Annotated in this window: 12 protein-coding genes; 1 reads left to right on the top strand and 11 read right to left on the bottom strand. The window is 63.7% G+C overall.

Features of this window, described 5'->3' with window-relative positions; translation table 11 throughout:
* Positions 1-213: 213 nt before the first annotated feature.
* From HIR79_RS03150 to HIR79_RS03130, 5 genes are read right to left on the bottom strand one after another with little or no spacing between them, the layout of a single operon-like run.
* On the bottom strand, positions 214-1,743 hold the full coding sequence (locus tag HIR79_RS03150) for a conjugal transfer protein TraG N-terminal domain-containing protein (protein ID WP_169956720.1): 1,530 nt from the start codon (positions 1,741-1,743) through the stop codon (positions 214-216).
* Positions 1,743-2,135, bottom strand: a complete 393-nt coding sequence (locus tag HIR79_RS03145) for a hypothetical protein (protein ID WP_169956718.1) — start codon at positions 2,133-2,135, stop codon at positions 1,743-1,745. Before HIR79_RS03145 ends, HIR79_RS03150 begins: the two co-directional genes overlap by 1 nt.
* Entirely contained in the window at positions 2,135-3,619 is a 1,485-nt protein-coding gene (locus HIR79_RS03140; protein WP_169956717.1) for an integrating conjugative element protein, read from the bottom strand. Before HIR79_RS03140 ends, HIR79_RS03145 begins: the two co-directional genes overlap by 1 nt.
* A 13-nt stretch (positions 3,620-3,632) precedes the next feature.
* A complete protein-coding gene (locus HIR79_RS03135; RefSeq protein ID WP_169956715.1) occupies positions 3,633-4,583 on the bottom strand; it encodes a TIGR03756 family integrating conjugative element protein in 951 nt (316 codons plus the stop codon).
* Positions 4,580-5,014 carry a TIGR03757 family integrating conjugative element protein gene (locus tag HIR79_RS03130; protein WP_169956713.1) on the bottom strand — a complete coding sequence of 145 codons (435 nt, stop codon included), beginning with the start codon at positions 5,012-5,014 and terminating at the stop codon, positions 4,580-4,582. Before HIR79_RS03130 ends, HIR79_RS03135 begins: the two co-directional genes overlap by 4 nt.
* 235 nt (positions 5,015-5,249) lie before the next feature.
* Here HIR79_RS03130 and HIR79_RS03125 point away from each other — a divergent pair, with 235 nt between their 5' ends.
* Positions 5,250-5,621, top strand: a complete 372-nt coding sequence (locus tag HIR79_RS03125; RefSeq protein WP_169956711.1) for a histone-like nucleoid-structuring protein, MvaT/MvaU family — start codon at positions 5,250-5,252, stop codon at positions 5,619-5,621.
* Positions 5,622-5,795: 174 nt separating this feature from the next.
* On the opposite strand, the gene HIR79_RS03120 is transcribed toward HIR79_RS03125, so the two are convergent.
* The 6 genes from HIR79_RS03120 to HIR79_RS03095 all read right to left on the bottom strand — a co-directional run bounded on the left by HIR79_RS03120 (position 5,796) and on the right by HIR79_RS03095 (position 13,472).
* On the bottom strand, positions 5,796-8,534 hold the full coding sequence (locus tag HIR79_RS03120; RefSeq protein WP_169956709.1) for a KGGVGR-motif variant AAA ATPase: 2,739 nt from the start codon (positions 8,532-8,534) through the stop codon (positions 5,796-5,798).
* Complete coding sequence (locus HIR79_RS03115) at positions 8,531-8,968, bottom strand: hypothetical protein (protein ID WP_169956707.1); 438 nt, start codon at positions 8,966-8,968, stop codon at positions 8,531-8,533. Before HIR79_RS03115 ends, HIR79_RS03120 begins: the two co-directional genes overlap by 4 nt.
* A gap of 57 nt (positions 8,969-9,025) precedes the next feature.
* Positions 9,026-9,244: a nucleotidyl transferase AbiEii/AbiGii toxin family protein gene (locus tag HIR79_RS03110; protein ID WP_502708658.1), complete on the bottom strand. Its 219-nt coding sequence runs from the start codon at positions 9,242-9,244 to the stop codon at positions 9,026-9,028.
* Positions 9,234-10,019, bottom strand: a complete 786-nt coding sequence (locus tag HIR79_RS03105) for a type IV toxin-antitoxin system AbiEi family antitoxin domain-containing protein (protein ID WP_169956705.1) — start codon at positions 10,017-10,019, stop codon at positions 9,234-9,236. Before HIR79_RS03105 ends, HIR79_RS03110 begins: the two co-directional genes overlap by 11 nt.
* 103 nt (positions 10,020-10,122) lie before the next feature.
* A complete protein-coding gene (locus tag HIR79_RS03100; RefSeq protein ID WP_169956703.1) occupies positions 10,123-13,056 on the bottom strand; it encodes a conjugative transfer ATPase in 2,934 nt (977 codons plus the stop codon).
* Positions 13,056-13,472: a TIGR03751 family conjugal transfer lipoprotein gene (locus tag HIR79_RS03095; protein WP_169956701.1), complete on the bottom strand. Its 417-nt coding sequence runs from the start codon at positions 13,470-13,472 to the stop codon at positions 13,056-13,058. The genes HIR79_RS03100 and HIR79_RS03095 overlap by 1 nt, the downstream gene beginning before the upstream one ends.
* Positions 13,473-13,487: the final 15 nt, after the last annotated feature.

Genomic DNA, 13,487 nt, shown 5'->3' with positions numbered 1-13,487 from the left:
CAGCGCATCGCTCGGAGAGCCGGCAAGGTGGCCGGAGGAGCGGCCGTGGTGGCTGGTGGTGTGGCTCAGGGGATGCTGCAACGCACCTCTGCGTGCGAAGACCATGACGATGTACCAGATCATCTACGCTTCGGCCCTAGCTCTAGCGATCCGGGTGGGTCTCCATACTCATCCGACCCGGAGCACTGAGGGGGAAGGAAGGATCAATACTGGTCAGGACTTCGACTGAACCTTGTCCCCTCCCTGCTTCCCTGCTCCCTGAGCAGTCTTCCCACCACCGTCGCCGATGCCTCTTGCGAGCTCGCTGCCGACCTTCATGCCCGCCCATCCCAGCACCGCCACCCAGATCGTCGGCAGCACCAGAAACATCATCCCCTCCACGAACTGCAGCACCATGCGGTCGTAGAGGTTGTTGGCGGCGGAGAGCCAGCTCAGCTTGGCGGCGTCGCTGCGGTAGAGCAGATCCACCAGGTTGGCGTTGATCCAGCGGGCAAGCTCCCACCAGAAGGTCAGGAACCACACGGCGAAGAGCCCGAAGGTAGCCATGCCGGCGACCTTGAAGCTGTAGCTGGAGATGACCATGACGAAGGGCAGGCAGATGATGATGGCCATCACCAGGATGCCCTGCACCATCGGTAGCGCCTGCTTGAGCATGTCCATTCCGGCCTGGAAGGGAAGGATCGACAGGGTGCCGCCTACCATCGCGCCGGCTGTCACGGTGGCATCCCAGAAGCCACCGCCGTCCAGCCCACGAAAGCCCACCACCGCCTGATCCAGGTTGCCGCTGGCCGCACCCGAGCGAGGGCTGACCAGGCGACGGATCACGTAGTCCTCGGCGTCGCTGCTGGTGAAGACGCTGCGGAAGTCGTCCCAGAACCCGGGGCTTACCTCCTCGTGCAGCCGGGCCCGCAGGCCAACGCTCTCGGCGGACCACCACTCCCGGCAGGAGGGGTAGCCCGGCATCCCCGGGCCGGTATTGGGCCGGGAGACGTCCCGGTCGGCATCATAGGGGAAGCCGGCGATGGGCCGCCCGGCATAGAAGCTGTCGTAGTAGCCGGGCGTGGTCTGGAAGTAGTTCGATCCGATCCAGTCCACGTCCATGGCGCGGGTCGCCTCGATGGTGCCGCCCTCCTGCAGCAGCCGGTTGCGCGCCGGCCCGAAGCACTGACGCTGGAACTCGCCGACCTCCTGTTGCAGCCCCGGATCTTCGACGCTGTGCAGGTCCAGCTCCATGCGGATGGACTCGAAGTCCGTCGAGCAGGGAATGGCGTGAATCGCCGCGGCGGTGAGCCCGTGGGACACCGCATGCACCCCCGCCCACCACAGCGGGATCCTGGCCTGCTGGCCACCGATCGAACTCTCGGTCGCGCCGAACGCCCCCTCGGACCAGCCGCCCGCGGCAAACTGGCGAGTGCCGCACTCCAGCGAGCGGCTCTCGTCGATATCGGCGGTGGCCAGCTGGACCTGCAGCAGCGGCAGGCAGGTGAAGGCGTAGGCCAGGATCATGGCGTAGAGCCGGGTCTCGATGCGGTTGACCGTGAGGATGCCCTTGGTCCCCGCCTCGTCGCCCTCCTGGCGGGCCTTGAACCACTCTGAGAGCACCAGGGTAATGAACGGCACCGCGGCGATGCCGGTGCCGACCATGACGTTCCAGATGGCGTTGTTGATGATCCAGCCCAGCAGCGTCATGGCGTTGGCGAAGTAGTCGAACACCACCAGCGGCGCGGTCAGCAGGCCTCCCATCAGGCACCTCCCAGCTGGTTGATCAGGTTGGTGACTTCCAGCAGGACCAGGATACCCAAGGCCATCAGCTCGAGCCGGCGGAGCTTGGCGAGCGCCTGCTGCCCGTCATCGCGATCTCGGCGCAGCCGCGCCACCGCCCGATGGCGCACCTTGCGCCACCAGACCAAGGCCAGCGCGGCGTAGAGGCTCATCCGCCAGGCCAGCAGCCAAGGCCAGGCGGCCTGCCAGGCGGCCTGCCAGGCGCTATGGTGGGCCTCGAGCCCACCCAGCAGCCGCACGCTGACGGCGAGAATGGCGCCGCTCAGCAGGAACATGACGACCAGCACCGCCATGGCGACCAGCAGCGACGGCCAGCGGGCCGGGTTCAGCCAGGAGAAAGCACGTGGGGCCATCAGTCACCGCCCTCCTCGCCGGCTGGGCGGCCGCGGCCGTCCAGGGCCGCATCCGGACGGAAGGTCTCGCCCTGCGAGGCGCCCTGGCTGCGCCGGGCGGCCCGCTCCAGGGCGATGCCAGCAGCGCTGTTGCCCAGCGCCTGGCGGATCTCCATCTCGGAGCGCAGCGACTCGATATCCCGATCCAGGGCCACCAGCTTGCGATCCAGCGCCGACATGCCCTGCTCATTGTCGGCGATGCCCGGATCACTGCTGCCGGCCAGCAGCAGCCGGCGCGCCCACAGCGCCTTGGTCAGAGTCCGGGCCAGGGCCATCTCGCCGCTCAGGCGGTGGATCAGCAGCGAGGCCTCGGGGTCGCTGCGCAGCGACTCGATCACCCCTCGGGAGACGGTCAGGCCGTCGCCGGCGGAGACCTGGCGCAGGTTCTCCGGGGTCAGCGGCTCGCTGCCGTCGACCAGCCCCTGCAGCAGCCCGTAGACCTCCTGCTGCTCACGCTCCAGCTCGCGCACCAGGCCACTGCCGGCCTGAGTCTCGCTGCGCTCGCAGCCGTCGCAGGTACGAATCGACTGCTCGCCGATCACCGTCTGGGTCCACTCGGCGGCCTCCTCGGGGCTCTGCCAGACCGTGCACATGCCGCCCAGGCAGCTCCCTGCCCCGCTGCCTGACCCTGCGCCGCCACCGCTCCCACCGGAAGCGCCGGCCAGCCCACCGCCGCCAATCCAGGAGCCCTCGTTGGTGGCCACCGATCCCCAGCCGCCACCGCCTCCGGCAATGGGGGCCGTGCTGGTGGTGTCATCACGGCCGTGCAGCAGGTTGTAGCCGGCGCGAGCGGTGTCCTGCACCACGCGAATCGGCGCCTGATCCTGGCCGCCGCGGCGCTGGCCTCCCACCCAGGTCACGCCCTGGTTGCCGCCCGACTGGTCGACCTGCTCCTGCGCCGCGACGACGTCGGCGTTGGACTGGGCCGCGTTCTGCCAGCTCTCGGCCGCGGCCATCTGCTGCCACCCCTGCCCGGTGACCATGTCGGCCATGCGCTCGGACATCTGGCGGCAGGACATGGAGGCGCGGTCGAAGTCCACCCGCCCCTGCAGCACGCCATTGCTCAGCAGGTCATAGAGCCCCGGGTTGGCCCGCTGGATGACCATGGCGGGCAGCGAGGCCACGGCACCCTGGGCGTTCTGAACCACCGTCCCCATCAGGTTCTGGAAGCCGTCGGTGACGCCGTTGAGCTGGTTGGAGACTGTGGCGCCGATATCGAAGTTGCCGCAGGTGGCATTCATGTTCCAGCTGATGCCGATACCGCGAACGTTGGGATTGTAGCCCCGCCCGGCGGAGACGCTGAAGGGCGAGGCGCCGCCGATCTGGTAGTAGAGGGCATCGGCGGATTGCGCCTGAGACTGGGCAGCATGGGTAGACAGCAGTCCCACCACCAGGGCGCCGGCCAGCGGTGTGAGGGTGAAGCGTCGCGTGCGAGATCCTTTCATCGACTTCTCTCCTTCAGGGGACGGCGTAGAGCAGGGTCTGGCCGCGGCGCTGGCAGCAGCGATAGGGGCGCCACAGCGACCAGGCGTAGTCACCGCCCGCGTCCAGGCGGTCGGCGTAGGTGTCGGTGACGCCGCGGTCCGGCCACACCCGGCAGGCGTTGCTCATGTTGGGGGTCAGGCGCTGCCAGCGGTGGGTCGAGGCATCGCCCTCCTTGACCGGCCCGGGCGGCCAGTAGCCGTCGCGGCGGGCGGCCACCAGCGGCGTGTAGACATGGGGCTGCCCGGTGCGGGTGACGATATCGGCAGAGCGCTGGGCAGTGGTCGCCGCGGTCTTGTAGTCGTGCACCTGGGTCAGGAAGCCGCTGCGCGGATAGATATTGCCCCACAGGTCGCCGGGCTGGCCCAGCTCACGCATGCCGGGCGTCAGCGCCTCGGGGTAGAGCGACTCGGGAATGCCGCTACGCCACGCCAGGGCGTCCAGGGTCGAGAGGTGGCAGGGCTGGAAGGGCGTCGCTGCCCCGGCGCAGGTCATGCCGAAGGCGCTGGCGAAGCTGCTGAAGGCCCCGCCGGCGGGATGGCCGATGGCGTCCACGTTCTTGAAGCGCAGGTGCTCGTGTTGAGCCCGGCTGACATCGGAGGTGCTCTGCCCACCGGCAAGCGCCTCGCCCAGCGGCGGCGACAGCGCCGCTACCTCCCACCAGGGGTTGTCGCCGGTGTTCTCGTAGCTGGAGACCACCAGCTCGGGAATATAGTGGCGCACCTGCACCGAGGTGCGGATCGAGCAGCCCGACCAGGAGCAGTTGAGCCAGACGCAGATGCCGATGACCTGGTAGTCCAGGCACTGGGTGGAGAGCGATGAGGCGACGATCTGCGGCGTCGTCAAGGCCTGGGCCGGCTTCTCCACCACGCCCAGGCTCAGCAGCACGGCGCCCAGCACAATCCCCGCCGTCTTGAAGGGCCTCATCGGCGGCCCTCCTGCCCCATTAGCCGCTCGGCTTCTCTCAGCGCCTCGGCCACGTCCGGCTGGCCGTAGATCACCTGGCGGCCATCGATCACCACCGCGGGGACTTTCTCGATACCCAGCTGCCAGGCCCTGGCCAGCCCGAGATAGCTATCGGCATAGCGGTCGGCCGTCTCCTGCCACTCAGGCGTCGCCATGCGCTCGCGCATCATGGCCGCCGCAACGTCGGGATCAGCAGGAAGATCACGCGACAGCTCGGCATCCAGGCGACCGGGCGCATCGAGTTCGATCACCGCCAGGCCCGAGGGCACATTGACTGCCGGCGCCCCGGCAGTGGTAAAGACCTCGATAGCTGGCTCGGCAAGTGCAGGGCCTGCGAGGCAAGGGAATAGCACGAAAGCGGCCAGCCAACGGCGCGGGTGGTGTCTCTCCATGCTTGCCACTCCAGTAGAAAAGGAACTGGCACAGCATTACGGAGTCAACTTTGCGCTGCATCAGGAAATGTTAACTCGACCGCGAGGTGTTTTCTGGGACAGTAGCCCAATATCTCAGAGCACCCATCATCATGCTGGCAACTGCCACAGCCCCGGTTAACTGAAGAGAGGCATTGATTCAAATAACAGCAGCCACCATACTTGCTGCCAACACTCACCCAATGCGAGGAGACGCATGTCCATTCTCAATACCTACATGCAGAAGGAACAGCAGCTCAAGCAGCTCCAGGAAGAGCTCGACAAGTTGAAAAATGACGACCGCCTCAAGGCCGAGCTGGAGTTCAAGGACAAGCTCGAAGCCCTGATGCGCGAGTTCGACAAGTCAGCTGCCGACGTGATCAAGCTGCTGGACCCCAAGCAGGCTACCGCCAAGGTCGCCAGCACCACGAGCACCGGCCGCGCCAAGCGTAAGCTGAAGATCTACAAGAACCCCAACACCGGCGAAGTCGTCGAGACCCGCGGCGGCAACCAGAAGACGCTGAAGGCGTGGAAGGATGAATATGGTGCCGAGACGGTTGAGGGTTGGCTGGTGAGAACTGAGGACTAAATTTCTTCACCCTGCCTGCCGAAAACATGGCAGGCAGGGCACCTTTCGACTAGGGTAGCCGTCCGTGGAATTTTCCTCAGCTCTACAAACCAGCCGTTCGACTCGGTTTAACTCCTTAGCCCGCAGTCTCTTCTGGGGCAGGAGAGCGCTGAAGCCTCATGGCCATGTTCATATTCAGAGCGGAATCGACCCAATATTTTTTTTCAGTAAGGCCTGCGTGCGCGGACGTCCAGCCGCCGAGGTATTGAAGCCTAGACCGTATCGGTAGATTTCAGGCAGAAACAATCGCTCCTCTCCCAAGCTCCCACCAACGTCCTCATAGATCACACCAATTTCCTGCAAGGAGCTAAGAAGATCCGGATCGAGCAGTGCCTGCTCTCGACTGAACGGCACTCTGAGGTTGCGAACGTCTTGCTGCTCCATAATCTCAATCCACCTTTTCAGAGGGGCAATCTCCGACTTGGCTTCGCTAACTTTCTCGACACTACACTCTGGAATCGCATTGCGCATGGATTCTGGCGAAAGTAAACGATCACCCCACTTCTGCTCTATTTGCATTGACTCTAACTTTGCAGCAAACTTTAGGAAGCGGACTAAATCACGGGCTTGCACATTACCCTTCAAGTCGCACAACGCAGAATACACCCATCTCGCCGAGTGTGCCTCTTTGGACTTTTCTCTACCTAGCTTTTTCCCCCAAAGACCTTCTAATTCGCCCTTCAGCTCCTCTATGCGCAGGGACTCTGCAGATCTCATATCGCTAGAACACACCCCAGCTTGGCAGCTCAGCATAAAGGCTAAGCGCAAGAAGCTCTCTGGGTTCCATTGCAGGCGAAAAGGCTGGAAGCGCTGCATCCACTGACCCAGATTTTGCCGAATAGTGGCTCGCACATAATCAGCTCGCACAAAAATCATGGCACCCACACATCGCTTATCCAGCTCAGCGATACGATTGGGTAACCGCAACAAGGCATGAATTGCATTAGACGCATCGCCGTCATTAGCATCTTTGAAAGCATCTTCAATCCCATCAAACATGATAACAACTCGCGCCCCATGCACAGCCAGCTTTTGATTAAGAGCTCGCAACCCTCCAGACGAGACTCCGAACTGCAAAGCAATAAGGTCGTCCCAGAAGTCCTCCCAGTGCTCAGGCGGGGTTTTGAGCGCATCATCAATTCTTCGCCGAATCTCGCTAGCACTAAGCAGGAGGCCTTTGTCGCCCTCAATCAAATCAAGCGTGCTCTTTTGAACTAACTTTATCTCTCCGCCAGGCGAATCTTCAATATTCTCTGACCACAGCATGGGGAAAACAGCGGCATCTTTAATACTCGGCGGTCTAAAACCAAGCCTCCCCAAAAAATTCCGCCAGGACCTTGCCCCAACCAATTGGCGGAAAGTAAAAGTCTTACCAGCCCCCTTAGCACCAATCATTAATAGATTAGGCAGCTCACTGGAGTAATGTTTGCCAAGATTGAGCAGCGGCTCCGTTGCAAGGATAGCGCTTGTAGTGCTGCTATCAGCAAATTCCGCTGCTTCGCATACCTCATACAACCTTCTTGCTTTATCCTGTCGTGACAAAACTTTGGGACTTTCGTCACCTTCTGCAGTGTCTGCATAAAGAGCTTTAGCCCATTCGCTCGCGCTAGAAAATAAGAGACTGGAAAGAGGCAAGGCATCCAGCGCCTCACGCATCGACCCGATGGACATCAGGGTACTCAGGAACTCGGCCTCTAGCCACTGCACCCCTGGAGTCAATGCATCATCTGTAGGGTAGGCCGCACCTAGCACTTTCAATGCAACTTCGTAATGCCCTGCATCTCGTAGCTCCTTGGTCAGCAGGCTCAATACCACCGTGGGCCGAGCACTCTCTTGTTGCTCTGCCGGCAACTGCCGATTGAAAGCGTATAGGCGACGCAACACTTCAGCCATGCCCTGCACCGATTGAGGTGCCACGGTACTGACAAAAAAGTGATCCACCCGGGGGTCGAACAAGATAGGGCTGGCAAGCTCACTCAAGCCTGCTCGAAGATCGATAAACACAGCGTCCACACCTAGACGCTGACCCAGCGCATGCAAATGATCCGATAACTTCCAAGGGTTGGTCGGGTTGCGCGCCAAGTGTTCGGGCGCCACGGGCATGTCCTGAATGTCGGTCAAGTCCAAGGCGGCTGGCAAAACAAACAGTTCACGCTGCAAGCCACCCACATTAAGTGAGGTCTTACGTAACTCATCCGCAAAGAAATTCAGTGTGGCATCCAGCCCGAAGGGTGGGTAGTGCAAGGCCTCCAGCAGTTGCACGAAAGACACTGTAGGCCGGTTGGCTTCATCCAGCCAGAAGCTGACGCCGGGGGCCTCCAAATCCGCGTCTACTACGAGGATTTTCTTAGGTCCTGAGCTAGAGTCTTGCACACATGCCGCGACATAGGTCATGAGTGCGGTAGTGCGACCGACCCCACCCTTGAAGGAGTGGAAGGAAACTAAGTCAGGGCCTGTGGTCCAACTCTTCGGCGCCTTTACCATGGGACGATTAAGGGGCTGTGGAGCGGAGGTATCGGAGTCTGCCTCATCGGTAGATAAGTAAGTGACATCGCGCCATAGCGGGTAGTGTTGCCCTAATGCAGGTACCGCACCCTCAGGGTCCTCCACAAATTCCACCGGATAGCAGGCTTCGCCGATTCGAAGGCGGATGCAACGTGGGTCGCGCTGGTATGCATGACCGAAGATTTTTCTCAGCCAGTCATCCACAGGCTCATCATCTGCGACATGACGCACCTCCATCCCATCGGCAAAGCAGTCCACACTAAGCACACTTGTGGGCAAACAGGTCCACAGTAATGTACGCTGCTTAAGTATGCGTTCGACATCCAGCCAAGTCAGCAAGCGCTCGGCTGTATCCGTTTGCAGGCTCATTTGAGTTCTCCTTGAATCCAGTTCAGCACCTGCTCCAGCTGGTGTTCGCAATCGTTGTCGCTGGGGGCCGCGCATTTCCCACCATAGCGCCAAGCTTGGTGCAGGATACCAATATCGCCGTTGCGGGGCTGCAGAGCGCCGCTTTGTCTGAATGGCGAAAGCTGCAAATTTTCGGGCAGCGAGAGATCAGCCCCTACCTTCAACTCTTTTAGCATTCGTCGCAGGTTATGACCGGTTCTGTCGATGTCTTCGTGGTCGAAAAGGCGGCGGTTCTGCCGCTTGAGCCACACTGCCTTTAAGCCACACTCAACTGCGTAGAACAACAGCAAGCGGTGTGGGTTTTTGCGTTTGCCACCTGCCACTGGTGTCGCGATAGCTGAAAGCTCTCGCCAGGCATGCGTTAACTCGCGATCAGTGAACGGGACAGCGCTCATTGCAAAGCTCCTGAAATGAAATTATCCAATGCTTCCTGCACCGACCTTCTGGTCGTGTCATCGCTGCAGCGCATAGCGACAACGGTGAAGGACCTCGCCACGGCGCTCCAGCGGCAGGTAGGCGAGGTCGATATCGACGGACAGCCGCGGGAAGGGCTGGACGAAGAGGTTGATGGCCGTGCCGCCCTTGAGGGCAAAGCAGGGCTCGTCATTCAGAAAGGGCAACAGCGCGACCAGTAGCCGCACCTGTTCGTGATAGCGGGCCTCAATGCTCATCCGTGAACGCCTCCGGGACCGTGACCTGATATTCCTTGTCCAACCGCCCTCCCCTGCAGAGCTGTCGCTTGCCCTTCCCCAGGTCGAGGCTGTGGGTTTCCAGTCGATGGTACCAGGCGTGGCCGGCATGACGAGCCAGCACCAGGAAAGCACGCTTGGTCTTCACAGACCGGCACTCTGCCAGCAGCGACTGTAGCCGGCGCGGGCGCAGCGTATTGAGCCCGGTGAAGGTATCCACCAGCTCGCTGCTGAACAGCAGGTCGTTGGGCGTAATGGCGATCCACTCGAGGATAGCGCGCTCCGGCGTCGAGATCCGCAGGGCAAACCCCACCCCGGGCGGGTTGTAGTCCATGAGGCTGCCGGAAAGATCCACCGGCAGCCCCTTGTTCTGATGCAGGTCGATCGCTCCGGCCCAGTCGGCCTTCTCCAGCCACAGTGGCAGCGGCGAGCGGGGCTCCGCCGCGTACAGGTGAGTGGTGTCGTGCCCCATGGGCAGGTAGTGGGCAAAGCCCTGCAGGGCCAGGGCGGTCTGGCCGCCCGGCCAGAACGGCGGTGCAGCGGGGTCGCTGAGCGCCTGCAGCGCAAAGACCCCGCTCTCCCAGGTCAGCGGGTCGCCTGCCCGGCAGTAAGCGCCGCGCCCAAGGCGCTTCAGCCAGCCTGCCTCCGTGAGCTTGGCGGCATGGTTGGCGCTGATCCCGTGGGTCTCCAGCCACGCTGTGGTGACCACGGCGCCATGGGGGATCTGCCGCCACAGCCGGTTTACTTTCGTCGCCATAGAATGCCCAATCAGCCAACCTGAATGTCTTTATTAAACCGTCATGGTTTAACTTCAACACATCAAGTGGAAGATTAGGCCAATTTCAACGACTTTTCTAAACCTATATCTCTGTCACCGACCCCATACCCCGGGCCTCGTCCAACCGCTGGGTGATGTGCAGCACCGCCTCGAGCTCCGAGCAGCCCTGCTCGCGCATCACTCGCATGCGCTCGGCCTTCTCCTCGCCCTCGGTGCCGGCGAGGGCCAGGTAGAGGCTGGGGGGCACCACCCGAAACAGCGCTTCCAGGCGCCCTGACAGCACCACCCCCTCGGTGTATTTCTTGGAGACCTTGGTGGCGGAGGCCATCAGCTTGCGCTGGGTGGCGGTGAGATCCTTGAAGCGGCTGACCTGCTCGATCTCGTCCGGGGGCATGTAGAGGCACAGCCAGAACTCGATCATGTTGAGCAGCTTGCGGGCCGCGTCCGGGAAGTCCTCGAGGTTCTGGGTGGCCATCCAGATCCAGTGGGAGAGCTTGCGACCCATCTTGCCCACCTTGACCAGGTAGGGGCTGAGCAGCGGGTTGACGGTGAGCAGGTGGCACTCGTCGATGACCTGGACGATGGGCCGCCCGCTGTACTGATCGCGCTCGGCCAGGTTGGTGATCATGTTGGTCACGCTGATCACCGCCAGGGCGAGCTGGGCTTCGTACCCCTCCCGGGCGAAATGGGCCAGGTCGATGATGGTTACGTCGCACTCGGGCCAGGCGGTGCCGGGGCGGTTGAACACCTCGCCGTCGAAGCCGTCGCAGAACAGCCCCATGGCCTCGCCCATGTCATAGGCGCGACGCTGCCGCTCCTCGGGGATCTCCGTGTCGCGGGAGATTGCATAGAGCGCCTCGCGCACGTCCTGGGTCATGCAGTCGCGGCCCTCTTCCCGACAGCTCTCCGCCGCCCGGTAGATGGCGTCGCGCACCATGCGCCGGTCGGCGCGGCGAAACTCTCGCTCCTCCTTGGGGTCGCCGCCGGTGATCATCAGCCGGGCGGTGATCTCCATCTCGCCCAGCAGGTCGCGCTCCTCGTCGGGCTGCTCCTCTTCCTCCTCCAGGGGCGCCTCTTCGAAGGGGTTAGCGTCCGCGGCGTCCCGGGCCAGGCGGCGCTCCTCCACCTCGTTCTCCAGCAGCCGCGTGGCCGCTGCGAACGGCGGCAGCCTGGCCCCGCAGCCCGGCGACAGCTTGACCTGGTTGACGCTCATCCCCTTGCGCTCGAAATACTGGCCCAGCAGCCCGAAGCTGTTGCCCACCTCGATAATGAACAGCCGCGGGCGGTGCATGGCCATGACCTGGCTCAGCACGCCGTTCAGAGTGGCCGACTTGCCGGCCCCGGTGGGGCCGAACACCAGCATGTGGGCGTTGGCCGAGCGGTCCTCGAGGTTCAGCGGGTCGAAGCTGAAGGTCTCGCCGCCGCGGTTGAAGAAGGTCATGCCGGGGTGACCGGTCCCGCGGCCGCGCCCGAACACCGGCGCCAGGTTGGCCAGGTGGTGGACGTAATTGAACTGGGTGTACCAGCGATTCTTGCGATCCTGCTCCGGGTCGAAGTTCATCGGCAGCCAGCGCAGGTAGGTGTTCAGGCCGGCAACCTCGTCTTCAGGATCCACCGGCGAGAGGTTGACCTGCAGCAGCTGAGTGGCCAGCGCCATGCTGCGCTGCTGGAGGTCCTGCTCGTTCTCGCCCATCAGGAAGAAAGCCAGGGTGCTCTGATAGAGCTTGTGGTTCTGGCCCAGGTAGCGGCGGGCGGTCTCGCAGTCTTCGCGGACCTGGCGGGCCAGCACGCTGTCGCCCACCGCCTTGCTGTGCAGGCGGTTGATATGGTCCTCCAGGGGTTCCTGAGGCGTCGCCACGATGGTCAGCACCGCCTCGGTGCCCTCGGGCAGCTTGTCCATCAGGGCGTTGCTGGCCTGGCCATCGGAGCGGCGCACCTCGCCGGTGAGATGACCCACCACCGGCGCCCGGCGCATCTCCTCTACCACCACGCAGCACTGGGGCAGCCCATCGAACCACCAGAGCCCCGTTTCCACATCGCCTCGGGGCGAGTTGAAGAGCATTCCCTCGGCCAGATCGTAGTTCCAGGCCACGTCACCGGCGTCCTCGGGGTAGTCGCACAGGGAGTAGAAGCGCGCCGGCTCATCGGGGGCCAGCCGCGGCCGCGGGTTGAACCGCGGCAGCAGCCAGCGGTGAAAGGCGCGCCCGTCGTAGCGCTCCAGACGCAGTCCCGCGCCGTGCAGCGCGGCGGCCAGCCGGTCGTAGACCTGATTGGCGGCCTGCTCGGGGGAGAGCCCCCGCTGACGCTCTCCCGCCTGGCGCTTCTTGCCGAGCCAGCGGTAGAGCACCAGGCGCGTGCGGCGGGTCTGGCCCCGCCAGCGGGTCTGGGTCACCCCGTCATCCTGGAACAGCCCGCCCGGCTTGGAGATCGCCTTGAGGTGGGCGCCCATGCTCGCCAGCCAGTCCTGGGTGAACTCGGTCTCCCGGGCCCGGGGTCGCACATAGTCGCGCATCCGCTCCAGGTCGGGGCGGGCGTCGACCTCATCCTTGACGAAGAGCTGTACCACCCAGGGGTGCTGCTCATACTCCGGCAGGCTGTCCTGAAAGGCGGCCTCGATCTGGTCGCGAATCGCCTCCAGAGACTCCGGGGCGCGGCCCTCGGTGGCGATGGGGAAGACCTCGGCCACCACCCCCACCGAGACGCCGTCTTCCAGCAGAAAGCAGCCCGACTCGGGCAGGTACTCCACCCAGGGCAGGTAGTTGCTGAACGAGGGCGCCCGGCGGAAGTGCGCGCGCAGCTCGGCCACGGAAGGCGCCTTGCCCCGGGGCAGGGCCAGCGGCCGGCCGTGAACGTCGCTGTTGAGCGCGGCCAGCGCCTGCGGCTCGGCCGCCTGCGTCTCGCCTTGCTCGTCCTCATCCCTGTCTGAAAGCACGGCTTCCTGCGTCTGGCCCGGATCGCTGTCGCCGGCCGGGGCGCTGCCAAACAGCCGGTTCATCAGGTCGTCGAACTTGGACATCAGCGCGCCCTCCCCTCGTTACCCCGACCCTCCAGCAGCGCGTTCGGGCGAGCGCTCTCGCCGGGCATGGCGTACTGGGTGCGCTGGTAGAGGGGAAACACCGTGGAGTAGCCAGGTACCGGTACCTGCTCGGACCCGGCCAGATGGGGGAAGACGTACATCACCAGGTCCGGGTTGGGCAGGCGGCGAAACTGGCTGTAGATCTCGTTGCTGGCGTCGCGGCTGTAGCGCAGCTGCTCGCTGACCAACTCCGGGCTCTCCAGGGGCCGGCGCAGCTCGCTGCGCACGTCCAGCAGGCGGCGTTCGCCGGTGCTGTGGCCGGCCTGGTTCTGCCAGATCTCCATCATGGTGGTATCGCCCACCGGCATCAGCTCCTCCTGAGAGGTGGCGCAGCCCGCCACCAGCAGGGTGGCCATCAGCGCCACCAACGG

The sequence above is a fragment of the Halomonas sp. PGE1 genome (assembly GCF_013000985.1).
GTDB lineage: Bacteria > Pseudomonadota > Gammaproteobacteria > Pseudomonadales > Halomonadaceae > Halomonas > Halomonas alkalicola.
The sequence above is the reverse complement of the archived record's forward strand: the minus strand, read 5'-3'. Positions and strand labels throughout refer to the sequence as shown.